This window comes from Mammaliicoccus sciuri, assembly GCF_002901825.1.
GTDB lineage: Bacteria > Bacillota > Bacilli > Staphylococcales > Staphylococcaceae > Mammaliicoccus > Mammaliicoccus sciuri.
The window spans coordinates 15,070-41,732 of the sequence record NZ_PPQD01000005.1 but is presented as its reverse complement, the minus strand read 5'-3'; the positions used below and the strand labels follow the sequence as shown (position 1 = coordinate 41,732).

At 31.4% G+C, this 26,663-nt stretch carries 28 protein-coding genes; 5 read left to right on the top strand and 23 right to left on the bottom strand.

Annotation, left to right across the window (positions count from 1 at the left end; genetic code table 11):
* Positions 1–3: 3 nt before the first annotated feature.
* The 10 genes from CD035_RS01165 to CD035_RS01120 form a co-directional block, all read right to left on the bottom strand.
* Complete coding sequence (locus CD035_RS01165) at positions 4–711, bottom strand: GntR family transcriptional regulator (protein WP_048540615.1); 708 nt, start codon at positions 709–711, stop codon at positions 4–6.
* 142 nt (positions 712–853) lie between these two features.
* Positions 854–2,044: an amidohydrolase gene (locus CD035_RS01160; RefSeq protein WP_048540614.1), complete on the bottom strand. Its 1,191-nt coding sequence runs from the start codon at positions 2,042–2,044 to the stop codon at positions 854–856.
* Between the two features lie 50 nt (positions 2,045–2,094).
* Positions 2,095–2,298 carry a hypothetical protein gene (locus tag CD035_RS01155; protein WP_048540613.1) on the bottom strand — a complete coding sequence of 68 codons (204 nt, stop codon included), beginning with the start codon at positions 2,296–2,298 and terminating at the stop codon, positions 2,095–2,097.
* A gap of 61 nt (positions 2,299–2,359) precedes the next feature.
* The gene (locus tag CD035_RS01150) at positions 2,360–3,088 is read right to left on the bottom strand and encodes an ABC transporter permease subunit (RefSeq protein ID WP_048540612.1); all 729 of its coding nucleotides are present in this window, start codon (positions 3,086–3,088) and stop codon (positions 2,360–2,362) included.
* Positions 3,085–3,957 (bottom strand): phenol-soluble modulin export ABC transporter ATP-binding protein PmtC, encoded by an 873-nt coding sequence (gene pmtC, locus CD035_RS01145; protein WP_048540611.1) that lies wholly within the window; start codon positions 3,955–3,957, stop codon positions 3,085–3,087. Before pmtC ends, CD035_RS01150 begins: the two co-directional genes overlap by 4 nt.
* A 17-nt stretch (positions 3,958–3,974) precedes the next feature.
* Positions 3,975–4,640, bottom strand: coding sequence for a phenol-soluble modulin export ABC transporter permease subunit PmtB (gene pmtB, locus CD035_RS01140; protein ID WP_048540610.1), 666 nt, complete (start codon positions 4,638–4,640; stop codon positions 3,975–3,977).
* A complete protein-coding gene (locus CD035_RS01135) occupies positions 4,637–5,293 on the bottom strand; it encodes an ABC-2 transporter permease (protein WP_048540609.1) in 657 nt (218 codons plus the stop codon). Before CD035_RS01135 ends, pmtB begins: the two co-directional genes overlap by 4 nt.
* Positions 5,294–6,169 (bottom strand): phenol-soluble modulin export ABC transporter ATP-binding protein PmtA, encoded by an 876-nt coding sequence (gene pmtA / locus CD035_RS01130; protein ID WP_048540608.1) that lies wholly within the window; start codon positions 6,167–6,169, stop codon positions 5,294–5,296.
* A 1-nt stretch (position 6,170) separates the two neighbouring features.
* The gene (gene pmtR / locus CD035_RS01125; RefSeq protein ID WP_048540607.1) at positions 6,171–6,548 is read right to left on the bottom strand and encodes a PSM export ABC transporter transcriptional regulator PmtR; all 378 of its coding nucleotides are present in this window, start codon (positions 6,546–6,548) and stop codon (positions 6,171–6,173) included.
* A gap of 156 nt (positions 6,549–6,704) precedes the next feature.
* Positions 6,705–7,988, bottom strand: a complete 1,284-nt coding sequence (locus CD035_RS01120) for an aminotransferase class I/II-fold pyridoxal phosphate-dependent enzyme (protein ID WP_048540606.1) — start codon at positions 7,986–7,988, stop codon at positions 6,705–6,707.
* Between the two features lie 164 nt (positions 7,989–8,152).
* Here CD035_RS01120 and CD035_RS13845 point away from each other — a divergent pair, with 164 nt between their 5' ends.
* The gene (locus CD035_RS13845; protein WP_048540605.1) at positions 8,153–8,329 is read left to right on the top strand and encodes a hypothetical protein; all 177 of its coding nucleotides are present in this window, start codon (positions 8,153–8,155) and stop codon (positions 8,327–8,329) included.
* A 51-nt stretch (positions 8,330–8,380) separates the two neighbouring features.
* On the opposite strand, the gene CD035_RS01115 is transcribed toward CD035_RS13845, so the two are convergent.
* Positions 8,381–9,193, bottom strand: a complete 813-nt coding sequence (locus tag CD035_RS01115) for a MetQ/NlpA family ABC transporter substrate-binding protein (protein ID WP_048540604.1) — start codon at positions 9,191–9,193, stop codon at positions 8,381–8,383.
* A gap of 115 nt (positions 9,194–9,308) precedes the next feature.
* Between CD035_RS01115 and CD035_RS01110 the strand changes: the two genes are divergently transcribed.
* Positions 9,309–9,827: a methylated-DNA--[protein]-cysteine S-methyltransferase gene (locus CD035_RS01110; protein WP_048540603.1), complete on the top strand. Its 519-nt coding sequence runs from the start codon at positions 9,309–9,311 to the stop codon at positions 9,825–9,827.
* Positions 9,828–9,858: 31 nt separating this feature from the next.
* On the opposite strand, the gene CD035_RS01105 is transcribed toward CD035_RS01110, so the two are convergent.
* The 3 genes from CD035_RS01105 to groES form a co-directional block, all read right to left on the bottom strand.
* Positions 9,859–10,422, bottom strand: coding sequence for a GNAT family N-acetyltransferase (locus CD035_RS01105; RefSeq protein WP_048540602.1), 564 nt, complete (start codon positions 10,420–10,422; stop codon positions 9,859–9,861).
* Positions 10,423–10,551: 129 nt separating this feature from the next.
* Positions 10,552–12,177 carry a chaperonin GroEL gene (gene groL, locus CD035_RS01100; RefSeq protein WP_048540601.1) on the bottom strand — a complete coding sequence of 542 codons (1,626 nt, stop codon included), beginning with the start codon at positions 12,175–12,177 and terminating at the stop codon, positions 10,552–10,554.
* 43 nt (positions 12,178–12,220) lie between these two features.
* Entirely contained in the window at positions 12,221–12,505 is a 285-nt protein-coding gene (gene groES / locus CD035_RS01095; RefSeq protein ID WP_025905068.1) for a co-chaperone GroES, read from the bottom strand.
* 173 nt (positions 12,506–12,678) lie between these two features.
* Here groES and mroQ point away from each other — a divergent pair, with 173 nt between their 5' ends.
* Complete coding sequence (mroQ, locus tag CD035_RS01090; protein WP_048540600.1) at positions 12,679–13,449, top strand: intramembrane glutamic endopeptidase MroQ; 771 nt, start codon at positions 12,679–12,681, stop codon at positions 13,447–13,449.
* A gap of 161 nt (positions 13,450–13,610) precedes the next feature.
* Here mroQ and CD035_RS01085 read toward each other — a convergent pair whose 3' ends face one another.
* Positions 13,611–15,038 (bottom strand): phosphate--AMP phosphotransferase, encoded by a 1,428-nt coding sequence (locus CD035_RS01085; RefSeq protein WP_048540599.1) that lies wholly within the window; start codon positions 15,036–15,038, stop codon positions 13,611–13,613.
* Positions 15,039–15,151: 113 nt separating this feature from the next.
* Between CD035_RS01085 and CD035_RS01080 the strand changes: the two genes are divergently transcribed.
* Entirely contained in the window at positions 15,152–16,852 is a 1,701-nt protein-coding gene (locus CD035_RS01080; RefSeq protein WP_048540598.1) for a M3 family oligoendopeptidase, read from the top strand.
* A 397-nt stretch (positions 16,853–17,249) separates the two neighbouring features.
* On the opposite strand, the gene CD035_RS01075 is transcribed toward CD035_RS01080, so the two are convergent.
* The 8 genes from CD035_RS01075 to CD035_RS01040 all read right to left on the bottom strand — a co-directional run bounded on the left by CD035_RS01075 (position 17,250) and on the right by CD035_RS01040 (position 24,286).
* Positions 17,250–18,311, bottom strand: coding sequence for an SdrH family protein (locus CD035_RS01075; protein WP_103354157.1), 1,062 nt, complete (start codon positions 18,309–18,311; stop codon positions 17,250–17,252).
* Positions 18,312–18,500: 189 nt separating this feature from the next.
* The gene (locus CD035_RS01070; protein ID WP_048540597.1) at positions 18,501–19,982 is read right to left on the bottom strand and encodes a glycoside hydrolase family 32 protein; all 1,482 of its coding nucleotides are present in this window, start codon (positions 19,980–19,982) and stop codon (positions 18,501–18,503) included.
* A gap of 65 nt (positions 19,983–20,047) precedes the next feature.
* Positions 20,048–21,001, bottom strand: a complete 954-nt coding sequence (locus CD035_RS01065; protein WP_048540596.1) for a LacI family DNA-binding transcriptional regulator — start codon at positions 20,999–21,001, stop codon at positions 20,048–20,050.
* A 126-nt stretch (positions 21,002–21,127) separates the two neighbouring features.
* A complete protein-coding gene (locus tag CD035_RS01060) occupies positions 21,128–21,352 on the bottom strand; it encodes a sulfurtransferase TusA family protein (protein ID WP_025905061.1) in 225 nt (74 codons plus the stop codon).
* An 18-nt stretch (positions 21,353–21,370) separates the two neighbouring features.
* Positions 21,371–22,438: a YeeE/YedE family protein gene (locus CD035_RS01055; protein ID WP_048540595.1), complete on the bottom strand. Its 1,068-nt coding sequence runs from the start codon at positions 22,436–22,438 to the stop codon at positions 21,371–21,373.
* Positions 22,439–22,563: 125 nt separating this feature from the next.
* A complete protein-coding gene (gene tatC, locus CD035_RS01050) occupies positions 22,564–23,343 on the bottom strand; it encodes a twin-arginine translocase subunit TatC (RefSeq protein ID WP_048540594.1) in 780 nt (259 codons plus the stop codon).
* Between the two features lie 74 nt (positions 23,344–23,417).
* On the bottom strand, positions 23,418–23,642 hold the full coding sequence (locus CD035_RS01045; protein ID WP_048540593.1) for a twin-arginine translocase TatA/TatE family subunit: 225 nt from the start codon (positions 23,640–23,642) through the stop codon (positions 23,418–23,420).
* An 11-nt stretch (positions 23,643–23,653) separates the two neighbouring features.
* Complete coding sequence (locus CD035_RS01040) at positions 23,654–24,286, bottom strand: redox-sensing transcriptional repressor Rex (RefSeq protein WP_025905057.1); 633 nt, start codon at positions 24,284–24,286, stop codon at positions 23,654–23,656.
* Positions 24,287–24,448: 162 nt separating this feature from the next.
* On the opposite strand from CD035_RS01040, the gene CD035_RS01035 reads away from it, so the two are divergent.
* A complete protein-coding gene (locus tag CD035_RS01035; protein ID WP_048540592.1) occupies positions 24,449–26,371 on the top strand; it encodes an ABC-F family ATP-binding cassette domain-containing protein in 1,923 nt (640 codons plus the stop codon).
* The last annotated feature ends 292 nt before the right edge of the window (positions 26,372–26,663 follow it).

Sequence of the window (26,663 nt, the reverse complement as noted above, 5' to 3'; positions counted from 1 at the left end):
ATCCTACTTTCTATCTATATTAGTTTGAGAATTCCACAAGACATCAATTTGTTCATCAACGTCATCGAAATTTAAATGAAATGCTTCTTTCATTTTATTTCTATCTTTATTTTCAATCGCTTCAATATATACTTTATGGTTATGAATGACTCTTTTGAAATCTTCTGGTTCATTATGCATTCTTTTTCTCATTGAAATCAAAACTAAACATTCCATAACTGGCGTTAAATTGTGCCATATCATTTCAATGTATTGATGGTGAATAGCAGTGATCATTGATTCATGAAATAGTAAATCCAATCTCGTGAATTCATCTGCATCTTCAAATTCAACAGCTACAGTCATCATTTTTAATATTTTATTCAGCTGTTTAATCACTTCATCATTATTTTCAACTAGTAATCTTTCAAATACAAATGACTCTAACATCAACCTAATGTCATATATTTCTTTTTGGTTTGCTTTAGATAAACCCATAACAACTGCTCCCATACGCTCTAAAGATATAAGTCCATCTTGTTGCAGGAGTTTAAGTGCATCTCTTACTGGCGATCGACTCACTTCAAATTGTTGAGCAATTTTATTTTCACTTAACTTATCGCCTTCTTCTATAATCTTACTTATAATTGCTAGCCTAAGTTCACTCGCTACTTGCTCTCCCGTTGAACGATGCTTTAACCATTCGCTTGGATAATGATAATGATGTTTCATAAAATACCTCCAAACTTCGTATACTTGTATACAAGTTATTGTAAACGTTTTCGAATTATTTGTAAACGGTTACTGCTTATTTTTTAAAATACAAAAAAAGAGTTCAGGATTTTTTTAATCCCAAACTCTTATAAATATAACGCTATTCAATTGATAATCGGTTTAGTACAACTTCCCCTAATGCTTTACTCGCCGTTAATAAAGCATCTTCATTTACGACAAATTTCGGACTATGGTTAAAGTGCGCTTTATCAATTCCATATGGTTTACATCCGACAAAGAAAAATGTACCTGGTATTTTTTCAAGATATATCGCAAAGTCTTCAGAACTCGTTAATTGTTCATGTTCTTTTAAAGATTCAAAATAATCACCTTGACTCGTTGCCAAAATATCTATCAAATAATCTGTTTGTTTATAGTGATTGACTAGTGGAATACAATCTAATTCATATTTAAACTCACATTGAATATTAAATGTATCTTCTAATCCTTTAATTAACTGTTCGATTTCATCATGGATTTGATGACCTATACGGCTTTCCATATATCTTACATCACCAGCTAATTCCACACTATCTTGTATAACATTTAATGATCCTAAACCATTAAATGAACTAATCGTAACAACGCCCATATCAAATGGATTCAGCCTTCTCGATACAACTGTTTGAACATTCGTTACGAAAGTACTTGCTGCCATTATTGCATCGTTCGCAAGGTGCGGACTTGATCCATGACCACCTTTCCCTTTAACTTTAAGATGAAATAATGATCTACCACCCATTGTTGGACCTTTTCTATATGAAATAACGTCGGGTGTATAATCAGGGAATAAATGAATACCATAGATTTCATCCACACCATTTAAATATCCTGACTGCATCATGTCAATTGCGCCACCTGGTGCTAACTCTTCGGCATGTTGATGGATAATCATAATCTTACCTGGTAAATGCGCTTTAAGTTCGATCAAACATTCCGCAAGTATTAACAAATATGCAGTATGTGCATCATGCCCACAAGCATGCATCCATCCTTTATTTTTAGAACTAAATGGTAATCCTGTATCTTCAGTAATATTTAAAGCATCAAAGTCTGCTCGTAATGCAATTGTTTTTCCCGGTAAACTGCCTTCAATCTCTACAATCAGTCCGTAATTACCACCAATGCGTTTATGTATAACGACATCTTTATTTTCATAAAATGCTTCTATATATTGTGAAGTCTTCACTTCAATAAATGACGGTTCAGGATATTGATGTAAATATTGATAATGCTTAATCATATCTTGTTCTTTTTGTTCAAGCTTTTTGAATAGTAAACTACGTAACATAGATTCACCCCCTCAATTTCATAAAAAGTAACTACTACGAAATGTAGTAGCTACTTTTTTTCATTTTTATCTTTTAATTTATCTGGATGTTCATCAACTTTATCTTCTTTTTCAAATGTCGCTAATACAGCTGTTAAGAAAAATCCTAGTCCAGCTCCAATCATTAATGAGCTAGGTGTACCGTGGAAAAAGAAACTTGCGACAATACATATTATACCAATAATGATATAATGTTTAATAAATTTTTTACCCAAAAATATCCCTCATTCTTATGTCTAATAAGTTAAATTTAACATAGAAATGAGGGATAAACCATTAAATATTCTTATTTCTTATCATGTAATGATTGATACCCGTAAATACAGCAATACATGCTACAGATATCCATATTTGTGATACTTTCATTGTTAGTGAACCTTGATTCAATATTTTAGGTAAAAAGTCTAAAGGATTGTATTTCATCATTTTTGATAAATCTTCTCCTATTTCAGGAATAAATATAAATGCATCAAAGATATTAGGTAAAAATAATATTAATATGATAGCAGTAGTATAAACAACTGCTGATTTACCTGTAAGTAAATTAAGGATATTTAATAATGTTCCGTAAAATAGCATGATAAGTAGAAATTCACCAAGCATTTTGAAATAGTCAGAGACACTTAATTCGCCTGCATCGATAATAGTTGATGCTAATAATGTAAATAGCGTACCTAAAATCGTAAATATAATAACAATGCCAATGATAGATAGTAACTTGCCATATAAATACTTCACTCTATTTGTTTTAGAATTTAAGAACAACTGAATCGTGCCATACTGCATATCACGTACTATCGTTCTAATAGAGAACATTAATAATACAAGTCCTCCAAATACGAAGAACATAGCCAATACAACTTGTGCATCAAATGGTCCATCTAATGTTTTAACAGAAATCATGATGGCTATTCCTGGAAACAATGAAATGAGAAATCCTAAATAGCCTAATGGGCTTTTAAATATTCTCGTTAAATCATATTTTACATGTTGGGCGATATTCATGATACTTCAACTCCTTTGTTAATATTAAAATATTGATCTCTTAAAGTCGTTTTATTATTTTGAATAAACTTAGGATAAATATTTTGAGCGCTTAATACTTTTAACACTTCTTGATAATCTTGTAGTGCTTCAACTGAAATAATCGATTCTTGTTTATTACTTGTTACCACTTTGTAATTCATCGTAAGAAGATTAAGCGCCTCATTATAGTTTGAATGGTCAAAAATAAATTTGGTAACGTCTTTTGATTGAGCTTTCATATCGTAATCTTCAACGATCGCCCCATCTTTCATAAATACTGTTCTATCGCATATTAATTCAATATCTTCTAACTTATGACTTGAAATAAGTACTTTAATATTCAAATCTTTACTTACTTTTTCTAAAGTTTTTAAGACGTCAATCGAACCGTCTGGATCCATCCCGTTTGTCGGTTCATCTAAAATCAAATATTGTGGTTTATTCATAAGTGCCACTGCAATAGATAACTTCTGCTTCATACCCATTGAATATTTTTTTACTTTTTTGTCGATATAAGGCTTAATGCCAAATGACTCGATTAACGTATTGATATAATCATCATCTACATTTGTCCCTAATACATTTCTAAAGAAGTTTAAATTATAATAACCCGTTTTATTTAAATATAATTTTGGATTTTCTATTAAATAACCCACTTTGTCACTATTTTCTTTGTTGAAAGTTCCTTCATACTTCATAATATTCTGGTTCATAATTTTCATTAATGTTGTTTTACCTACACCATTTTTACCTATTAGTCCGACAATTTGGCTTTCCCCAAAATCAAAGTCAATATTTTTGAGGATATGTTGCTTACCGTAATACTTTTGTATATTTTTTAATTTCACGATTATTCACCTCTCCTTTAAATTGTAATTGCATGCTTTCGCGCTTTAATGATTGAAATGGTATAACTCACGATAAATAGAATGATAGAGCATCCTAAAAAGATAGACATATCATGTGTCTTAAATATGTGCGATTGTATGGAAAAGAATTTAAGCACATAATCTATAAACTGTATTGAGTTTGGTACAATTGCACCGACTATAATCATCCAAAATATAATAGGAATATTGATCAATCTTTTATACTCAGCAAATGGCAAGATTAAGCTGATTGTTAACAAATTCCCTGCAATACTTAAACACATTCCTGAAATGTCGTATGAAACCTCCATGCCTTTTTCTTGTATTAAAAATGCTACAATTGTACATAAACCAAGTAGTAATTGTGTGAATAAAATAAATAATAATCCTGTTAAATAATGAGCATTAACGACTGTTGATTGCTTAACAGGTAAACTTAAAAATGTATATTCAGAATGATTTTTATTGATTCTATTAAATAGAAAATACATTGGCACTAAGAACACAATATGGATCATAACGACGAGTATGCCTAAAATAGCTATTTTAATAAAACCATCAATTGGTAATACGACTATTAATGGTAATAACAATGCTGTAGCCAACATTAAATATAGGTATGATTTTGATAAAACTAAGTTTCTATATAATATTGCCTTCATTTTATACCTCCATAAACCGTAATTTGATCTTGATTCGCTTGTTTGATAGCTCTACTAAACTGAATCAACCATATGATTGCAACGATTAATAATATGATTGCTGGTGTATAGTATAAAAATATTTTCCAACCTAATAAATCAGCAAATGGATATTGTCGATTCGAATATATACCAAAGTAAAACATTGTGAATATGCCATACATAGCAACTAATATCCAAGCCCCTAATTGATTAATATTTAAATGGGCAAATGTTGGATAAACAATGCTTAACGTAAATAAGTTCGTTGCTACAATAAATAACCCAGCTTGAATAAATATTGTGTCTTGTTTTACGAATGCTATGACCATAATCATGATAAATGAAATACCTGTTACTAATAAATTATATAAATAATGCCCTTTTACAATATCAATTTTAGAAATTGGTAAACTCATATAAAAGATTTGACTACTTTGTTTATTTAAAAATATCGCATGATTAATACTGTGAACTGAAACGACTGCGACAAAATATACCGCTAATACATTCATGAGTTCTATATTTTGAAAAGACACAGTAAACTTCGTTATAAATACTAATCCGAAGCAGATTAAATAAAGTAAGTAATACCCCTTCTCATATTGAAAGTTCCGGTAGAAAACAGCTTTCATTTATACCACTTCCTTATCGAATTGATCTTTCTCAATTCTTACCATAATATCCTCTATTGATGGTGTTTCAACAACTACTTCATTTCCAAATAACTCAACAAATACTGAGCTTTGTCTTGTTAATCCTGAGAAACCTGTATTCGTTTCTTTCACACTGATTAATAACGATCTTAATTCATCATCAAGTATGGATTGGTCTCCTTTAATGATTCGATAACCATCTGTTAAATCATCTACACTTTCATTAATAACAATGGATCCATTTTTCAAATAAACGATATAATCAGCAATTTTCTCTAAATCTGAAATAATATGTGTAGAGAAGAAGATAGTTTTTTCTTCATCAATTAACTCTCTTTGTAGAATTTCAAGCACTTCATTACGTACGACTGGATCAAGTCCTGCAGTTGGTTCATCTAGAATGTAAAGTTCAGCATGGTGACTTAATGCGATTGCTAATGACAATTTCATTTTCATACCTGTTGAAAATTGCTTAATTTTTTGTTTATAAGGTAATTTAAATTCTTTAATATAACCTTCAAATACATCGTGGTCCCATTGTTTATAATATTTACTGACAACTTTCTCGATTGTTTTAATATTCCAGTTTTCATACATATATAATTCAGAATAGACAAAGCCGATTTTATTTTTAATTTCAACTGGATTCTCACTTAAATATTCTCCAAGTATCTTTAAATCTCCACTTTGTTCTTTAAGAAGGCCCATAATTATACGAATAATAGTAGTTTTACCAGCACCATTCGCACCAATAAATCCTGTTACATAACCTTTACGTACTTCAAAATTAACATCTGATAATTTAAGATTTTTATGACTAAAATTTAGATTTTTAACGTCTATCGCATTGTCCATTTTATTCACCTTCCTCATAAATCAAATTAACGATTTCATTGAGTTCTTTAACATCCATTCCGATTAACTTTGCTTGTTTAGTTAAATCTCTTGCTAAATCCTCTATGACAATAAACTGTTTTTCTTTCATGATTGAGGGGTCTTGTGATTTTACAAAAGTGCCCTTCCCTCTTATGGTCGTGACAAATTGCTCTTGTTCTAAATCAACATAAGCACGTTTAGTTGTTATTAAACTGACACCTAAATCACTTGCTAACTCTCTCATAGAAGGTAATGAAGCACCCTGTTCTACTTTACCTTGTAATATTTGTGCTTTGATTTGTTCTTTAATCTGTTCATAAATTGGTTGATTACTATTATTTTGAAGTAGAATCTTCATGTTTAACCTCCCTCTCTCTAACTGTGTATAAACAGTATATACATTATATACATGTTTGTCAAACATATTCAACAAAAAGCTTATAAATTAGCGTTTTTAGACATAAAAAAACAGAGTGTGTATATACGACATATATACACACTCTGTTTAATTTTATTATTTTAAGTCATTGATTGCTTTAGCAATAGATTCAAATACATGTTCTATATCAGATTTTTCAATACAGCTAAACGCAATACGGATATCTGTTTTATTTAAAGCAATAATACCGATACTATACTTCTCAATTAAATGTAATCTCAATTGCTCAGGGTCTACATCTAACACTTTAAGTGCCATAAAGTAACCTGAATTAAATGCATACGGCCTCCATAATGATTTAAATTCATCACGATAAGCGACTTCTTTCGTTACTTCATATCTTTCTTTTAAAATATTCACGTTATGATCAACTTGATCTTGGAAAGAAGGATCTTCCATTGCATGAATAATTGCAGTTTGGCTTGGTAAAGAACAACTTGATAAGTTACTTCTAATTAATCCTTTTAATTTAGCAACTAATACATCTTTAACAACATCATTTTGACTACCAAATGTTAAGAAACCAACACGGAAGCCCCATGAGAAGTATTCTTTAGTAGCCCCATCAATTTTAACCGGCATAATATTTTCATGATTTAGCGCAGTTATTGCTGTAAAGACAGATTGTTTATAAACATCTTCAAAGAATAATCCATAATAAGCATCATCAACTAAAGTAATTACTTGCGTACCTTTATCAGCTAATTGTTTAATAGCTTCAACCATTTCTTTTACTTCTTCAACTACTGGTGTATAGCCAGTTGGATTATTTGGGAAGTTTAAAACGAGAATAACTTTTTCTTTATTATATTGTTCTAAAGCATGTTTGAAATATTCTAAAGTGTAACTGCCATCTTCTTCAAATGCTTTATAAGTTTCAATGTTCGCACTATGTCTTACACCAAAAGCTAATTTATAGTTCCCCCAGTTATGTTCAGGTAATAAAATTGTATCTTGTGCATCTACAAATAAGTCTCCAGCTAAAGATAATCCGTGTGTTAATGCATTTGTTACGACTGGTTTAGAAATATCATCAGCACTTAAATCAGGATTGTCTTTTAAAATTTTATGTTGCCATAATGTACGTAAACGTTCATCACCTTGTGGCGGTGCATATGGGAATATATCACTTGGATCTTGGGTACCAAATTGGTTATATAAAGCATCTGTGTACATAATACCTTCATCAGTAGTTGCCATACCGATTGTTGCATTATACTTTGTACCTTTTGCTTCTCCAGATTGTGATAAAATACCCTTTGGATAATAAATAGATTTACCTAAATCGGAAAGCATATCTAATACAACAGGATATTCTTTTTTCAGTTGTTCATTTAATTCTAATGCTAGTGGGTTCATAGAAAGTCATCCTCTTTCATTGTTATGATACTTCTATACTAGACGAGAATTATGAAAATTAAAAGTGTGTTCACTAAATTTCATCATTTAATTTTAGAAAATCATCCCTTTTTGGATAACAAAGAAATAATTGATATAATAAATAAAGTAAAGGAGCAAAATATATGTCTACAATTACAAAAGTTCTCGTTGGTTTAGCTATAATCTGCTTAATTATTGGAATAGGCATTCAAATAAGCGGCAACTCAGGCATTCAATTTACATTCGCATCAATATTATTTTTAGTAGCTGCATTTATAAGTAGAAATGGCGACCGAAAAAAGGCTAATAAAAAGAAGTAAAAAAATATAGAGACTGGAACATAAGGTAATGTCCCAGTCTCTATATTTATATTATGATTGCTTTGGTATTTTCCAATAATCATCTTTATTTTCTTTATCTAATACTTTCTTAAATCCTTTTGATTGATATGCCTCTTTTATATCTTTAACCCATTTAGCATCTTTATTTTTACTATCTACAACAACTTGTAAATATAAATCTTCTACTAAATCTTCTTTTAGAAGTCCTTTAGCTGGATCAACTTTCGAAGCGTAAACAATTGAACCTGGTATAACTGCATAATCAACTTCGTCTAAAATTCTAGGAATATTTGCAGAATCCATCGTTTTGATGTTAAGATTCATTGGATTATCAGAAATATTTTTCTTCGTGATTTTAATATCATTTTTATCTGCATTTAATTTAATCCAACCTGCTTTTTCTAATAAACGATAAGCTCTAGCTGCATTTGATGGATCTTGTGGTATAGCTATTGTATCTCCCTTTTTAATACCTTTAAGATCTTTATTTTTATTAGAGAAAATTTGTGCAGGCACTGTTGGTATTTTAGTAATATTCGTTAAATCAGCATCTCTTTCTTTATTAAACGTATCCATATACGCTTTATGTTGATCAACGTTAACATCCACACTACCTTCTTGCAAAGCAACATCAGCTTGTAGTAATTCAGTGAAGTCTTTATCTTTAACAGTATAACCTTTCTTCTCTAATTCAGGTTTAATACCTTTCAAAAATAACTCACTATAAGGTCCCGGTGATGTAGCAATAGTAATTTCCTTCTTTTCTTTGTCATCATTATTTCCACAAGCTGCTACCACAACTGATAAAATAAGTGTCAAAGCTAAAAATATGTATCTTTTCATAAAAACGCCTCCCTTAATTCCGACTAAACTCATCTGTTTAATTATTATATTATCATTTAGTAATCTAAAGTCAATCAAATTTTTATATGTTAAACTCTCATTAGGAGTGATGATTATGGCTTTATACCAAAAGTTAATTCAAACGAGTGCTGGTGAAATGTTAGCAATTGCTAATAATGAGTACTTATTAATGTTACATTTTACGAATAAACCTTCGTTAGAAGAAGAATTACAAATTGTGCGTAAACAACTTAATTCAGAAATTAATGATGAAAGTAATCATATTTTAGATAAGCTTGAAGAGGAATTGAATCTTTATTTTGAAGGTAATCTTTCTAATTTTACAACACCTATACATTTTAATTTTGGTACACCTTTTCAACAAAAAGTGTGGCGTGCTTTATGTGATATTCCGTTTGGCGAGACGATATCTTATAAGCAGTTAGCTGAAAATATTGGTAAACCTACTGCTTTTCGTGCTGTCGCTAATGCAAATGGTAAGAATTTTATTACGATTCTTGTACCTTGTCATCGTGTGATAGCTGCTGATGGTTCAATTGGTGGATATTCCAGTGGCATAGAACGAAAAGAAATCTTGCTTGATATTGAGAAAAATAAAAGTAACATCGGCTAATATTTTCAACCGATGTTACTTTTTTAGTTTACTATAAATGTTTAATCATATATTTGTAGTCATGTCCACTTAGTTTTCGATCATATGATGGCTTGAAACCAAGTTTCTCATATAATTTCATTGCACCTTCATTATCAAATTCACAATTTAATGATACTTGCTTAAATCCTCTTTCTTTAGCTCGTTCAAAAGCATCTACTATAAGTTTAGAAGCAATACCTCTACCTCTATATTCTGAAAAGACCGCAACTGAATCAATATATAAATCACCATTATCCGCTTCTTGTTCAGGTAACGGCGTTCCTTCTAATTTAAAAGAATCTTTAAATGCAATATTGTACCAATTTTCTTCAAGTTGTTTTTCGTCAGTACCACTATAGCAATTAAGAAAACCTGCTACTTCACCATCGACTTCATATACCTGACTATGTTTATAATGGTTTCTATATTCACTCTCAACACTCGCTTGTTCAAGTAATCTTAAAACAGTTTCCTTATCATTTTGAACAACTAAAGGTAGTTCCATATCATGCCAAATCATAAACATTAACTCACTTAATTTTTTCGCATCTTCTTTAACAGCAGATCTAATCATATTTTCTACTCCTTTAATACAAATTAGATTTATTTTAACATAAAAATCCCCTTTCCATATGGTTTAATACCATTTAGAAAGGGGATTAGACATATCTCTTAATTTGTAATGTCGGTTATATTTACCGAATTACATCATACCTGGCATTCCGCCCATGCCGCCCATATCTGGTGCTGCTGGTTCTTCTTCTGGAATGTCTGCTACTACTGCTTCAGTAGTTAAGAACATTGCTGCTACAGATGCTGCATTTTGTAATGCTGAACGTGTAACTTTTGTTGGATCGACAATACCTGCGTCTAACATATTTACCCATTCATCTGTTGCTGCATTGTAACCAATACCTTCATCAGCATTTTTAAGTTTTTCAACTATAATTGATCCTTCTAAGCCAGCATTTTCAACGATTTGACGTAATGGTGCTTCAAGAGCTTTCAACACAATGTTCACACCAGTTTGTACATCGCCTTTTGCTTCAACTTCAGCTACTTTATTATAAATAGATACTAATGCTGTACCACCACCTGCTACTATACCTTCTTCAACTGCAGCACGTGTAGAGTTTAAAGCATCTTCAATTCTTAATTTACGTTCTTTTAATTCTGTTTCAGTTGCAGCACCTACTTTAATAACTGCAACGCCACCTGCTAATTTAGCTAAGCGTTCTTGTAATTTCGTACGATCAAAGTCTGAAGTTGTTTCTTCAATTTGAGCTTTAATTTGACCAACACGAGCGTCGATGTTTACTGAGTCACCTTGACCTTCAACAATTGTAGTGTCGTCTTTAGTAACTTGAACTTTACCTGCTTCACCAAGCATATCTAGAGTTGTTTCTTTTAAGTCTAAACCTAAGTCATCAGTAATCACTTGGCCACCAGTTAAAATTGCTAAGTCATCTAACATTGCTTTACGACGGTCACCAAATCCAGGCGCTTTAACTGCTACTGCTGTAAATGTACCACGTAATCTGTTTAATACTAAGTTTGTTAATGCATCTCCATCAACATCGTCAGCAACAATTAAAATTGGTCTATTTGTTTGTAAGATTTTTTCTAAGATAGGTAAAATATCTTGGAATGAAGAAATCTTTTTATCTGTAATTAAGATGTAAGGATTTTCTAATTCAGCAATCATCTTGTCTGAATCTGTCACCATATATGGTGAAGTATATCCTCTATCAAATTGCATACCTTCAACAACTTCTAATTCAGTGCTGAATCCTTTAGATTCTTCAATTGTAATAACACCGTCATTACCTACTTTTTCCATTGCTTCTGAAATAAATTTACCAATTTCTTCATCAGCAGCAGAAATAGAACCAACTTGTGCAATTTCTTCTTTTTTCTCAACTGGTTGAGAGATATTGTGTAATTCTTCTAAAGCTACTTTAACTGCTTTATCAATACCTTCACGAATACCAACTGGATTTGCACCACTTGTTACGTTTTTTAAACCTTCTTGAATCATCGCTTGAGCTAAGACAGTTGCTGTAGTTGTACCGTCACCTGCAACATCATTTGTTTGGTTTGCAACTTCTGCAACTAATTTAGCACCCATATTCTCATATGGATCTTGTAATTCAATTTCTTTAGCGATTGTAACACCATCATTTGTGATTAATGGTGAAGTGAATTTTTTATCTAAAACGACGTTACGTCCTTTAGGTCCTAAAGTTACTTTAACTGCATTTGCTAATTTATCAACACCAGCAAGCATAGAACGTCTAGCGTCTTCTGAAAATTTTAGTTCTTTAGCCATTTATAAAAACCTCCATAAAATATCTTCAAAAATATTATCTAAATTATTCAATAACTGCTAAAATGTCATCTTCTGAAAGGATAATATATGTTTCTTTATCTCGTTTAACTTCTGTTCCTGCGTATTGTTGATATACAACTTGATCACCTACAGCAACATCTACAGTAAGTCTTGTACCATCTTCTAGACGCTTACCTGGTCCAACAGCAACAACTTTTCCTTCGTTGGACGATTCTTTAGCTGAATCTGTCAATACAATTCCGCTAGCTGTAGTTTGTTCTGTTTCTGTTTTCTCAATAATAATTCTATCTCCCAATGGTTTTAACATTTATAAAATCCTCCTTGGCGCTAATAATGTTAGCACTCTTTATACTTAAGTGCTAACTACATTTTTATAATAATCAAATTTGGTCAAAATTACAAGCAATATAACTTAAATTTTTCTCTTTTTCTGCTAAATAAGGTACAATGTTTACATGTTTATTTTTGGAGGAATTGAAAATGCAATTTAATCGATTAACTGTTAATATTGCTACCCTATTACTATTTGGTGTTGTACAAACAATCGCAATTATTCCAAATAGTTTATACGCTGATTCAGGATTATCTAAAGTCACAAGATTAGAAATCAGCTTAACTTGGATGGCAACAACAGCTATCATTACTGTTTTATTATTATGGTATATGAACTCAAATATTAAAAATCCAACTCGATTAGAACAACAAAAGAAAGAACCATGGGTATACGTGATTTTCTGGTGTGTTGCAGGTATTATAATGGCCATGCTTGGACAAATCATCGCCGCTTTGATTAATACATATATATTTAATCAACCAGTAGAAAGTGGCAATACTCAAAATCTCATGAAGATTGCACAACAATCACATATATTAATCATTTATATCGTATTAGCAGGTCCAATATTAGAAGAATTAATATTCCGTAAATTAATTTTCGGAGAGATATACAATATGATCAAAGCACCTAAGTGGTTAAGCTTTATCGTAGCAGTATTAGTCAGTTCTTTTATCTTTTCATTAGCACATTCAGATCCAGAACATACATTAATATATGTTGTAATGGGAACTGTATTTAGTGGACTTTATGTACTAACGAAACGTATCATCGTACCAATGATTGCGCATATGGGAATGAACGGTATAGTTGTTTTGGGACAAATTGTATTTAAAGATCAAGTAAACGAACAATTAGAGAAACAATCTCAAATTTCACAACTGATTTATCATACAATCTTGAGCATGTATAGCTAAACGAAAATAAAATAAGCATATCACCGAACTGAAGAACTCAGTCTTAAGTGATATGCTTATTTTTTGTATTTAGAGGGCGGCTAACTTCCATTATTCTGAATTCTGGTAATTAGAGGGACACTTCTTAGAGACATTTCTCACAATTATGTCCCTAACATATTCTAATATTGTTTAACGCCCCATAATACTTCTTCACATTTTTTAATAATGTATTTAATAACTTCGATTCTAGCTGATTTTTTGTTGTCAGCTGGTACGACAAGCCATGGTGCATGATCTGTGTTTGTGAATTTAATCATATCGTGACTTGCTTCGATATATTGATCCCATTTTTCTCTATTTCGCCAATCTTCGTCTGTAATTTTCCATTGTTTTTCTGGTGTTTCTTCTCTTTCTTTAAATCTTCTTAATTGTTCATCTTTATCTAAAGTTAAGAAGAATTTCAAGATAATTGCACCTTCGTCTGTCCACATTTTCTCAAATTGATTGATTTCTTCATAGGCACGTTTCCATTCTTTCTTAGTAGCAAATCCTTCTACTCTTTCGACTAATACTCTTCCGTACCAACTTCTATCGAATATTTCAATATGGCCGCTTCTAGGCATATCTTTAGCAAATCTCCATAAGTAATGATGATTCAACTCAACATCTGTTGGGGCACTTATTGCATTTACTTCATAACCGGTTGGATCTAATTTTTCTCTAACTCTTTTAATATTGCCACCTTTACCGGCTGCATCCATGCCTTCGTATACTAATATTAACGGAATTTTTCTTTCGTATAATGCAAATTGCAATTCTTTTAGTCTATCTTGTAAGTCGCCTATAAGAGCTTTATATGTCTTTTTACTTACTTTATCTATTGATTGATCGAATAGGTCTGTTTTAAACTCTTCTGTAAAATCGCCATCAATTACTTTGTCTTTCTTTTTATGTAGTTTAATCGCTTTGTTCAAACGATTGATAATGTGCTGATACATTAAATTGATAGCTTCTTCTCTCTCCGTATAATCAATGATTTCCCATTCATCAGGCGATGCTTTAAGTATTTTATGCATTTCTTTATGATATACGTCATCATTAATGGCACTTTCATATTCTTGTGCTTTCCAACTTGTTAATGGATTTTCTTTCATTTCTTTTAAATGTTCTTTTCTCTTCTTATCACTAATCTCAATATAAAACTTAATAATTTCATAGCCATCATCATGGACCATCGATTCAAAGTCTTGGATTTGTCTTCGTAATGCATGATATTTGTTGTATATAGAATGTTTTATTTTGTTTGCTTGATATTCTATATAATATGCATACCAACTTCTAAAATAAATATTGATATCACCTTTTGAAGGTAAACTGTTCCAATACTTCTGTAAAAATTGATATCTTAGATCGTCTTCTGAAGGTGATTTCATCGGTACAAAGTGTGTGTATTTAGCATCAAGTGTTAAAAGAAGTTCATTTGATAGTCTCGTCTTACCTGATGCGGGAACACCTTCAAATACAATCATGATAGGAATTCCAAGTTCTTTTGTCTTCCTCGTTAATGCTGCTACTTCTAAAGATAATTGTTCATTATTTTTAGCCATTTATATACACCTCTTTTCATCTCATATTATATGCTTTTACCTTTATTTTCGCAATTTTCAATAAAATTACAACAAAGAAATGTTATAATATATTTATTAAGGGAGGTTTTAACATGACGTTAACTTTTAAAGATTATCAATATGAACAAATCAATATTGGAGAAAAAGAAAAACAAACCAAATCATTATTAAATGAATTCGATAATGCAGAAACGGTCGATCAAGCAATTGAGGCGATTAATGAAATTAATAAGATTAGAAACCATACTGATACGCATTATAACCTAGCTTACATAAGAGCATCTATCGATACAAATGATGAATATTATAATAAAGAAAGAGATTTCTTTGATGAAACAATGCCTAAAATACAACATTTAGACCATTTATTCTATCAATCTTTATTAAAATCTAAATTTAAAAATGATTTAATTGCACATTTTGGACAACAACTTTTTTCTTTAGCAGAAGTTGCTCTCAATACATATAATCCTTCTATTAATGACTTACTTGTTAAAGAAAATAAATTAGTAAGCGAATATGATAAATTAATTGCTTCAGCAGATATTGAATATAACGGTGAACATTTGAACTTATCACAATTCAGTAAGTACTTAATCAACGAAGATAGAGCAATTAGAAAAGATGCTTTTACAGCTAGAGAACAGTTTTTTGCAGAGCATCTAGAGGATTTAGATCGTATCTATGATGATCTCGTAAAAACTAGACATGAAATAGCTTTAAAATTAGGATATGAGAACTTTGTTCAACTCGGCTATGATAGAATGCAAAGAATTGGGTACGATGCAAATGATGTTAAAATTTTTAGAGAGCAAGTTAAAGAACATGTCGTATCTATTACTGAAGACATCAAATCACAGCATGCAAAACGTATTGGCGTGGACAATTTAAAAGCTTACGATAATAATTTTACTTTTAAAACTGGTTCGCCAAAACCACAAATATCAACTGAAGAAATCGTGAAAAATGCTAAAAAAATGTACCATGAACGTTCTGAAGAAACTGGTCATTTTATTGATTTTATGATTGATAAACAATTATTTGATTTAGAAGCTAAAAAAGGAAAAGAAAGTGGTGGTTATTGTACAATCATTAATGATTTTAAATCACCATTCATCTTTGCCAACTTTAATGGCACACAAGGCGATATTGAAGTTATGACACATGAAGCCGGACATGCTTTTCAAGTATTTGAAAGCTTGAAGTATTCTGTGCCAGAATATTACTTCCCTACTTCAGAAGCATGTGAAATTCATTCAATGAGCATGGAATATTTAACTTATCCATGGATGTCATTATTTTTCAAACAAGATACGGATAAATTTAAACTCGCTCACTTAGAAGACAATATTAAATTCTTACCATATGGTGTAGCAGTGGATGAATTCCAACACTTTGTTTATGAGAATCCAGACATTTCTTCAGAAGAACGCAGAAAAGCTTGGTCAGATTTAGAAAATAAATACTTCCCAAGCGTAGACTATGACAATATTCAACATCTTGAAAATGGTGCATTTTGGCATAGACAAGGTCATATATTTGCATCACCATTTTATTATATTGATTATACATTAGCGACAATTTGTGCAATGCAATTTTTCATTAAACAAGAAGCTGATCCAGAACAGGCATGGTCTGATTATTTAAAAATATGTCAAATTGGCGGTTCACAATCATTTATTGATATTATGGCATCTGTTCAGTTACAATCTCCTTTTGAAGAAGGTACTGTAAAATCCATTATAGAAACATTATACAAAGCAACTCAGAATATTGATCAAAGTGAATTTTAATAAAAAGTTAGAGCGGGGCAGAAATCCCGTCCCGATAAGGATGACTAGATACTACAAGAGACTGAGACATTACATTATGTCCCAGTCTTTTTTATATGGAAGAATCAAGGTAAGAGTGAGGTTCTATGTTGCTAGATTGGAGCGTCTTGCAATATACGAAGCTTGTATTTATCTTGTTTGGTGAGTCTTGATAAATACAAAGCGCCTATTTATCTTGTTTGGGCAGTCTTGATAAATACAGAGCCTCTATTTATCTTGTTTCACCTGTCTTGATAAATACAAGGTACTCAACATTGCTTGTCGCGCCTCACTTGCAATATTCAGCCTCCTATTTCTAAAAATATGAAAAGGAGTCTAGAACATTTCTGTCCCAGACTCACTTTTACTTGATTTATATTTATGACTTTGAAAATCTTCGCATTATGAATAATATGATGAATCCTAATACAAGTACGATTGCGATTGAAATACCAATGATAAGCGGTTTAGAAACATCTTTATGCTCAGAAGCTGTTTCAAAACTTTCTGTCGTTGTTTTTGTTGTTTCTGTTTTTGTATCATCATCATCTACAGATGTTGTTTCTGTCGTTTTATTAGTCTTTTTAAATTTTGGTTGTGCTAAATCAGGTCTACTACCAACTTTACTTGTTACAAGCTCTAACACATCTTCATCCAATTTACTATAATACGCTTCTGAATGGCCAGGTATAAATTTAGGCGCTTTTTCATCAGTGTATTGCGGATTGTTGTAATAGCCATCCCCTACTTCATTTGTATTAGGATATGCTGGCATTGTTGGTTTATATTGATTTACATTTTGATCATTATTTCTATTTGTATTTGGTTCATTAGTTTTAGGTTCTTCAGAAGATGGTTTCCCACTGTTGGATTTATTTGGTGGTGGTACTTGATCTTGATGATTGCTATCATTGCTTGAAGGTTCTTCAGTGCTCGGCTCTTCTGTTGTTGGTTCCTCTGTTGTTGGTTCTTCAGTGCTCGGCTCTTCTGTTGTTGGTTCTTCTGTTGTAGGCTCCTCTGTACTTGGCTTTTCATCAGTCTTAGGTTCTTCTGTACTTGGTTTCTGATCTGATTTCGGCTCAGTACTGGGCTCTTCCGTTGTTGGTTCTTCTGTACTAGGCTTTTCATCTGATTTTTGTTCAGACTTTTTATCTCTAATTGGTTCTTCTGATGACTGTTCCTCTGTACTTGAATTTTCTTCTGACTTCGGTTCAGTACTTCTTTCCTCTGTTTTACTATTTTGTTCACTATTAGAATCAGTTTCTTTGGATTGCTGTGCTTCTATATTTTGATTCGATTGTTCTTGAGTTGTGTTCGGAGAAGTATCTTTTGTACTAGATTCATTGCTTTCTATCGCATCTGTATTATTCCCGTGTGCTACTCCAAATGCCATAGAAGATAATAGTAATGTTGAAATCATAGCATTTTTAAATATCTTCATAAAAATTCTTCCCCTCCTCTACATTAATTAATAGTTAAAGTATAAAGGAATGTTTCTTTGTTTTCTATGCTTGAACGCCATATGTTACACAGAATTAATATTTTGTAATAACTTATTCATATTTCTTACAATTTACTGATATTAAAATAAACGCTTGTTGTATCAGAACAACAAGCGTTTTTGATTCGTTTAATTATTTAGTTGTAAGTCATATTTCGTAAACTTCAAGTAAACTTGGCCAGACTCTGTAGAAGTTCTGAAATTAACAGCATCTTCATCAGGGAATATTCTCGTTGTGAATACTTTTTCACCATCGTTAACAAAAATTTCTAGACTAGATGTATCACTATAAATTCTCAGGTCTTTTAAATCATTATCTAAAGTTGTTGTCCGAGTTGTCTTCTCAACCGCTTCACTTACAATACCACTTTCAAATCGATCTAAAGTTAGTTGTTTAGAACGTGTATTATAAATAATTTGCGTTGAACATTTCTTAGATACTCTTAAATCAAAGTATATTTCGCTAGCTTCATTCTCCAGAATCTCAATCATTAATTCAAAGTGTTTACCCTCATATGGGTGAAGTTTAACTGAATGCTTACTAGCATAACCTTCAGCAGTTTCTTTATTTGTTCTTAATTTTTCAAGTGCTTTTATAGGTCTTTGTTTCAGTTTATCATCTTCAATTGTTAATACTCTTGGAATAGTTAAACAATGTGCCCAACCTTCTTCATCTGTAGCATAATCTATTTCAGGAAGTCCCATCCAACCAATTAATATTCTGTCACCATGTTCATCTAAGAACGTTTGAGGTGCGTAAAAGTCAAATCCTTGGTCTAATTCAACAAATTCTTGGTGGTCAAACTTCAACGTATCTAAATCAAAATCACCAATTAAATAACCAGATTGATAGATGTTCTCGAATTGGTTATTTTTCGCTTCAATACCTTGAGGCGAAAAGATAAATACATCTTTATCATTTAACTTAAATAAATCTGGGCATTCCCACATATAACCAAAATCTTGTAATTGCGTTTCAATTTCGCCTTTAAAGTTCCAATCTTGAATATTTTCAGATTCATATATAACAGCTGTACCTGTTTCATTCTCTCTTTGAATGCCAAATATTGCATAGTATTTTCCATTCTCAAACCATACTTTAGGGTCTCTAAAATGTTCAGTATATCCTTCTGGCTTGTTTGGAATAGCTGGTTGATCAAACTTTTTAAAAGTGCCATCTTCTAATTGTTCAGCAATCATTTGGACAGATTTACGATCCCAATTTTCATTACGCACATTTCCCGTATACATTAAATATAACTTTCCATCATAATCAAATGCACTACCCGAATATACACCATGACTATCATACTCTGTATCAGGCGCCAACGCGATTCCCTCATCTTTAAATTCTAGTAAATCTTTACTTGTATAATGATACCAATACTTCAAACCATGAACGGCACCAAGCGGAAACCATTGATGAAATATATGATAAACGCCATTATGATAAACCAAACCATTTGGATCATTTAACAACCCTGTTTTTGGTTGAATATGAAAAGTTTGACGCCATTTTGACGCATTTACTTTATCTATTAATTCATTGTATGCTTCATCAGATATGTCTGATAATTTTTTATATCTTTCTTCTCGTGTCCAATTTACCATTATCATTCTCCTTACATCCGATTTAGACCGGTTCCATAATATATATTTTAGCATACTTGAAAGGCTTATTTTTTTAACCATTCAAATTGTGTTCCGATAATATTTAATTTTTCTACCGTTTCTTGATTAATACTTTTATTTAATACATGAACAGCTGTCTCACCAGCTAAATAATAGTTAAACTTTACAGTACCAATATGAGGTGCCACAATTTCTGTCATCTTATTTCCGCCAAATCCAACAATCGTTGGCATATCAACTTCTCTTTTTAAAAGTGTATGGTATATACCTAAAGCTATATTATCAGTAGCTGCGACAATAACTTCGTCTTCTCTCAACTTAATATCATTACCTAATATCTGAGCATCTTTTATACTGAAACTACTTTCAATAAATGTTGGGTTGATGCCTTGATCCTTTAGTGGAATAAACAAACCTTCTTTTCTCGTCTTACCAACTGCAATATCATGTTCAGAAACACCGATATATGTAATATTGTGCTTTTGATGTTTCAATAACCATTCTGCTACTTGATTACCTGCTTGGAAATCATCATGAACTATCGATAAAAGTGATCCATGTGATTGACCAACAATAACAATCGGGCATTCAACTGACTCAATTGCTTTCATATGTTCTTCAGAAATGTTAGTTGCCATCAAAATAATGCCATCCACTTTTCTCTTAGCTAACATATAAATAGAATCGATTTCTCTATCTTTTGATAAATCTGTATTCACAATCATTGTTTGAACATTTTGTTTAAGTAAAGTTGTTTCAATTCCTTTTAACGTTTCAGTCGTTGCATAGGAATCTAACCTTGGTACAATAGCACCGATCAGCCCCGTTCTCTTAGCCTTTAAACTTTGAGCAAATTGATTCGGTTTATATCCTGTTTCTTCTACTACTCTATGTATTTTTTCTTTTGTACTTTTACTAATGGAGCCACCATTTAAATATCTAGAAACTGTACTTTTAGAAACACCCGCCATATTAGCAATATCTTTAATCGTCTTCATGTATACACCTCTCAGTCATTTATTCTATCATAAAACCGTTTCCAATTCTTTATAAATAAAATACAGTTTTAAACAAAAAAACCTAGAAACAAAGATACTTGCCTTTGTTTCTAGGTTAAATGTAATTTATTGTTTTTCAACCGTTATCGTCCATGAAGCATCTCCAAGTTGTTCATAATTCGTAACTGGATAACCATTCTCTGCTGCCCAATTTGGGAGTGCTTCTGTCGCTTGCGTACAATCAAAATCAATTTTCAATTGTTCGCCAACTTGTAATTCATCCATTTTATTTTGTGCTTCTATTAATGGGAATGGACATACCATTCCTACTGTACCTAATTCATGTACCATATATATTGACTCCTTTTATTAAATACTTTGTGTGCTTACTTGTGTCTTAGTTTGTCTTGCTTTTCTAGGTTTAACAAAGATGAAATAACTCATAAACCATGCACCAACGATCATTGATGGTAATGCAACCCAACCTTGCCAACTCATTGCTGCAGTTGAAACTAAACCATTACCGATTGAACATCCGCCTGCTAATGATGCACCAACACCCATACAAGCACCACCGATAACACTGTTTCTTATTGTTTTAGTATCTGGCATTCTCCATTTGAATTCTCTTGAACCTTTTGCAGCAATATATGAACCGATAAATATACCAAGTACTAAAAATACGCCCCAGTTTATTAATGAAGCATCACCTGTAACTAAGTATTGCACGATATTTGCTGAAGGTGTTGTAATACCAAGGCCAGCAATTCTACCTGTTGAAGCACTCATTGGCCAAGCAATTAATGCTATAATCCCTACTGCTATTGCAGCTGTAAATGGGTGATATCTTTTTTCAAATAAGATATGACGAATGCCTGTATATTTTTGTTTTAATTGAGGAATTGCTACTTTTGGTTTTTTTAGTGTTTTTGTCACAAAATAAACTGTAACAATAACTAAAATAGCAATCAATACCCATACAGGTACATTAAGTGTTTCTGCCATATTAGAGTTAACGACACTATATGAATTAATTTTTTCTTGAACAGGATTTAATGGTCCAGATTTCATAATTGCTGCAGTTACACCGTATAATACTAAGGCTATCCAGCTTCCAATTAAGCCTTCGCCTGCTCTGTACCATGTACCAGTCGCACATCCACCAGCTAGGATAATTCCGATACCAAATACAAATGATCCAAATATCGTACCTACTAATGGAAATGTTGCTGCTTCTAACTTAAATACGCCTAATCCTACTAGTGTAAATAATCCAATGCTTTGAATAGAGATCGCGATTAATAAAGCATAAAACATTTTATTATTTTTCTGTACATACATATCTCTAAACCCGCCTGTTAAACAAAAACGTGTTCTTTGCATAACAAAGCCAAGTAATATTCCGACTATAAGGCCACTTATAATCATCCAAACCATATAAACAACTCCTTATTCCTATTACAATGATAGGAATAATAATATATCATATACAACACATATTCAAGTTAACATTTGATTACAAATATCAGACAATTCAATAAAAAAACAGCTATAGCATTAAGCTACAGCTGCTCTTTATCCTCTTGATCCATCCCCAGTTCTTCTTCCATTAATTTTTGCTCTGCTTTTAAATATTTTTTATAGCCTATATTTGAAATAATAATGCTGATTTCATAAAGTAAAATCATTGGTAATGTAAACAACATATGTGTCATAAAGTCAGGTGGTGCGATTAACGCAGCCACAACAAGTAAAATAAAATACGCATATTTTCTATTTTTCTTTAAAAACATCGGTGTAACGATACCTAATCGCGTTAAAAATAGTAATAAAATTGGTAATTGAAAGACAAAACCGAATGGTATTGTAAATTTAAACATTTCACTAAAGTATTCTTTAATCCCGATTGTTTGCTTGATCCCCATATCATCAGCTAATCCCATTGTGAACGAAATTAAATACGGAAAAATCACAAAGTATGAGAATAATAAACCACCTACAAATAAAATCAAACTAAATGGTATATAACTTAATGTCACTTTTTGTTCTTTCGGATGTAAACCTGGAGATATAAATGCCCATAATTCGTATAAAATTACAGGCGATACTATGATAAATGCAATCACAATTATCATTGTTATGTATATCGTTAATGGATCCGTTATTCTAAATGCATTGAGTTCTAATGTTTGTGTAAAATCATCATTTGTTATATAAAAAATAACTGGTTTAGCTACGAAAAAGCCAACGATGAGACCACCAACAAGGAAATATGCAATGATCATAATACGTCCACGAAGTTCTTCTAAGTGTTCGACAAATGTTAAATTGTCTTTATCCACCGTCTTACCTCCAATCTAAAAAAGATGTGGCAGGAAACCCGCCACATTCATGGGAACATCTGTTAAATAAAATTCTATTTAACTTCTTTATCTTTGCTATCTTCTGGAGTGCTTTTCTTCTCATCAAAGTTTGTCATGCCATCAGTCGCATCTTTAAATTCTTTTAAAGTTGAACCCATTGCTCTACCGAATTGTGGTAATTTCTTTGGTCCAAATATAATTAATGCAACTACCCCTATAAATAATAAACTGACTGGTCCTGAAATACCAAGTGTGTTAATAAACATTAAAGCTTCCATTTGATACCCTCCTATTGATTCTTCATAAAGAAGATTAAAGATTGTAATTCAATTCCTAAATCTATATGATGAACCTGCACTTTCTCAGGTACATTAATTCTTTGAGGTGTAAAATTCAAAATACCAGTAATACCCGAAGATGTTATACGATCCGCAACTTTTTGAGCTGCTTGTTGTGGTACTGTTAATATTACAACTTGTATACCTACTTCTTCAACTACCTTTTCAAAATCATCCATACTATCCACAGTTAATTTACCAACCATACTTCCAATGATATCTTCTGATTGATCAAAAGCAGCTACTATTTGCATTCTATCATTTACAGTAAAGTTATAATTCACAAGTGCAGTACCTAAATTACCAACACCAACGATTGCGACTTTAGTCATATCATCTTGTTCAAGCGTTGTTCTAAAAAATTTAAGTAAATAACTAATATTGTAACCATAACCTTTTTTACCTAATTCACCAAAATACGAAAAATCTCGACGAATGGTAGCTGAATCAATTTTAAGTCCTTCACTTAATTCTTTCGATGAAACACGATCTACGCCAGAATTATGCAATGTGCTAACAAATCTATAATAAAGAGGCAAACGTTTCAAAGTTGCTTTAGGGATCTTCACATCATTCTTTGCCAAAATCCTCACCTTTTCCAATATAAAATAATGTGATTGCGTTCACATCTAATGGCTTAATTATAACAAACTTCACGTAAAATAACTATATAAATATTGTATGTGATTTACATACAATTATCACTCGTTTTCATGTAAAATAATAACTAATAGAGAGGTGTAAACATGATACTTTTACAAATAAATAAATTAGAGAAATCTTATGATGGAGAAGTTATATTCTCTGATGTAGATTTCGAAGTAAAAACCGGTGAAAGAATCGCTATTGTCGGTAGAAATGGCGCGGGAAAAACAACATTAATGAAAATCATTGCTGGTGTTGAATCATATGATGAAGGAAATATTTCTAAAGGTAAACAGGTTACGATGGGATACCTTACTCAACAAATGACATTAGATTCTAATGACACTGTTATGAATGAAATGAAAAAACCATTTAAAGACGTTATCAATATTGAAGATAAAATGAAAACTTTAACAGATTGGTTAAGTATTCATGCTGATGAGTATGACCAAGATATATATAAAGAAAAATTGTCACAATACGAAGCGTTATCTAATCAATATGAATTAATGGATGGCTATAATTACGAAAGCAAAATTAAGACCGTATTAACAGGTTTAGACTTTAAAGAATCTGACTTTGATAGACAAATTCAATCATTTAGCGGCGGCCAAAAAACAAGATTATCTATGGCTCAAATGTTATTAAGTGAACCTGATTTACTGTTACTCGATGAACCTACGAACCATTTAGATATGGAAACAACTGAATGGCTAGAAAATTATTTAACTCACTTTAAAGGTGCAATTGTTATCATCAGTCACGACAGATACTTCTTAGATAAAATAGTCAATCAAGTATATGATGTCGCTTTAGGTTCTGTTAAAAAGTATGTTGGTAATTATAGTAAATTCTTAAAAGAACGAGATGCACATTACGAAAAAGTCATGGCTGAATACGAAAGACAACAAAGTGAAATTAAAAAGTTAGAAACATTTGTCGAAAAAAATATTACACGTGCTTCAACAAGCGGCATGGCAAAAAGTCGTCGTAAAGTATTAGAAAGAATGGAAAGAATCGAAAAGCCGAGACTTGATGCTAAAAGTGCACAAATAAATTTTGAAATAACTAGAGCTACTGGTGAAGATGTACTTAAAGTTCAAAATTTGGATATTGGTTATTCTAAAAGCATTACACCAACTATCAACTTAAAAGTTAAACGACATGATCGAATTGCGATAATTGGTCCAAATGGTATTGGTAAATCTACGATGATTAAAACAATAGCTCAAAAAATACCTGCTTTAGGCGGTAATATTGTTTATGGTTCTAATATTCAAATTGGTTATTACGACCAAAAACAAGCAGAATTCACTTCTAATATGACAATCTTAGACTATGTTTGGAATCAATATGCACATATGCCTGAGAAAGATATAAGAACAATTTTAGGTAGATTTTTATTTACTCAAGAAGAAGTAAAAAAAGTCATTAATGATTTATCTGGTGGAGAAAAAGCCAGACTTCAACTCGCTTTACTCATGTTAGAAAAAAACAATGTACTCATATTAGATGAACCTACCAACCACTTAGATATCGATTCTAAAGAAATGTTGGAACAAGCTTTGCAAAATTTTGAAGGTACACTACTCTTTGTATCACATGACCGTTATTTTATTAACGAACTAGCAAATAATATTTTCCACATCACACAAAATGGAAATGAATTATTTAGAGGCGATTACCAATATTATTTAGAAAAACTTGAACAACGTGAAGCTATTAGTCGTTATGAACAAGAAGACATCAAATCTACTGAAACGCCTAGAGACGATCAATATTACGCAAATCAAAAGCAACTAAAAAAAGAAAAACGTAGACTTGAAAGACAGTTAGAAGAAATTGAAAATAATATTTCCACATATGAAGAACAAATCTCTGGCTATGAGCATCAACTTACGTTACCAGAGATATTTAATGATATTGAAAAAAGCAATGAAATCAATAACTTACGAGTTGAAGCAGAACGTTTGCTCGAAGAAAACATGGAAAAATGGGAAAAACTTGAAAGTAAGTTAAATTAACAAAAACGACTGAGGTAAATTTTACACCTCAGTCGTTTTTTCTGTAATAATTAAACACATCTTTATACACATCAAAAAGTCTTATTTTTCAAGTAATCCACAAAGTTATCCTAGTTATCCACAGGTAAAATGTAAAAAATCAATCTAAACCAAGTAACTTATCCACAATTATTTGAAAACTTATACTAATGTTATCCACAAAATGTGGTTAACTTGTGCACAAGTACAAATGTTCTGTATTGACTTTATGATAAATACGTGACCTTCATGTATTTTTTGTAAATATTTTAAA

What these genes read in the sequence shown, in the direction of transcription:
- CD035_RS01165 (WP_048540615.1), bottom strand. Translation starts at nt 711, where the DNA reads ATGAAACATCATTATCATTATCCAAGCGAATGGTTAAAGCATCGTTCA.
- CD035_RS01160 (WP_048540614.1), bottom strand. Translation starts at nt 2,044, where the DNA reads ATGTTACGTAGTTTACTATTCAAAAAGCTTGAACAAAAAGAACAAGAT.
- CD035_RS01150 (WP_048540612.1), bottom strand. Translation starts at nt 3,088, where the DNA reads ATGAATATCGCCCAACATGTAAAATATGATTTAACGAGAATATTTAAA.
- pmtB (WP_048540610.1), bottom strand. Translation starts at nt 4,640, where the DNA reads ATGAAGGCAATATTATATAGAAACTTAGTTTTATCAAAATCATACCTA.
- CD035_RS01135 (WP_048540609.1), bottom strand. Translation starts at nt 5,293, where the DNA reads ATGAAAGCTGTTTTCTACCGGAACTTTCAATATGAGAAGGGGTATTAC.
- pmtA (WP_048540608.1), bottom strand. Translation starts at nt 6,169, where the DNA reads ATGGACAATGCGATAGACGTTAAAAATCTAAATTTTAGTCATAAAAAT.
- pmtR (WP_048540607.1), bottom strand. Translation starts at nt 6,548, where the DNA reads ATGAAGATTCTACTTCAAAATAATAGTAATCAACCAATTTATGAACAG.
- CD035_RS01120 (WP_048540606.1), bottom strand. Translation starts at nt 7,988, where the DNA reads ATGAACCCACTAGCATTAGAATTAAATGAACAACTGAAAAAAGAATAT.
- CD035_RS13845 (WP_048540605.1), top strand. Translation starts at nt 8,153, where the DNA reads ATGTCTACAATTACAAAAGTTCTCGTTGGTTTAGCTATAATCTGCTTA.
- CD035_RS01115 (WP_048540604.1), bottom strand. Translation starts at nt 9,193, where the DNA reads ATGAAAAGATACATATTTTTAGCTTTGACACTTATTTTATCAGTTGTG.
- CD035_RS01110 (WP_048540603.1), top strand. Translation starts at nt 9,309, where the DNA reads ATGGCTTTATACCAAAAGTTAATTCAAACGAGTGCTGGTGAAATGTTA.
- CD035_RS01105 (WP_048540602.1), bottom strand. Translation starts at nt 10,422, where the DNA reads ATGATTAGATCTGCTGTTAAAGAAGATGCGAAAAAATTAAGTGAGTTA.
- groL (WP_048540601.1), bottom strand. Translation starts at nt 12,177, where the DNA reads ATGGCTAAAGAACTAAAATTTTCAGAAGACGCTAGACGTTCTATGCTT.
- groES (WP_025905068.1), bottom strand. Translation starts at nt 12,505, where the DNA reads ATGTTAAAACCATTGGGAGATAGAATTATTATTGAGAAAACAGAAACA.
- mroQ (WP_048540600.1), top strand. Translation starts at nt 12,679, where the DNA reads ATGCAATTTAATCGATTAACTGTTAATATTGCTACCCTATTACTATTT.
- CD035_RS01085 (WP_048540599.1), bottom strand. Translation starts at nt 15,038, where the DNA reads ATGGCTAAAAATAATGAACAATTATCTTTAGAAGTAGCAGCATTAACG.
- CD035_RS01080 (WP_048540598.1), top strand. Translation starts at nt 15,152, where the DNA reads ATGACGTTAACTTTTAAAGATTATCAATATGAACAAATCAATATTGGA.
- CD035_RS01075 (WP_103354157.1), bottom strand. Translation starts at nt 18,311, where the DNA reads ATGAAGATATTTAAAAATGCTATGATTTCAACATTACTATTATCTTCT.
- CD035_RS01070 (WP_048540597.1), bottom strand. Translation starts at nt 19,982, where the DNA reads ATGGTAAATTGGACACGAGAAGAAAGATATAAAAAATTATCAGACATA.
- CD035_RS01065 (WP_048540596.1), bottom strand. Translation starts at nt 21,001, where the DNA reads ATGAAGACGATTAAAGATATTGCTAATATGGCGGGTGTTTCTAAAAGT.
- CD035_RS01060 (WP_025905061.1), bottom strand. Translation starts at nt 21,352, where the DNA reads ATGGTACATGAATTAGGTACAGTAGGAATGGTATGTCCATTCCCATTA.
- CD035_RS01055 (WP_048540595.1), bottom strand. Translation starts at nt 22,438, where the DNA reads ATGGTTTGGATGATTATAAGTGGCCTTATAGTCGGAATATTACTTGGC.
- CD035_RS01045 (WP_048540593.1), bottom strand. Translation starts at nt 23,642, where the DNA reads ATGGAAGCTTTAATGTTTATTAACACACTTGGTATTTCAGGACCAGTC.
- CD035_RS01035 (WP_048540592.1), top strand. Translation starts at nt 24,449, where the DNA reads ATGATACTTTTACAAATAAATAAATTAGAGAAATCTTATGATGGAGAA.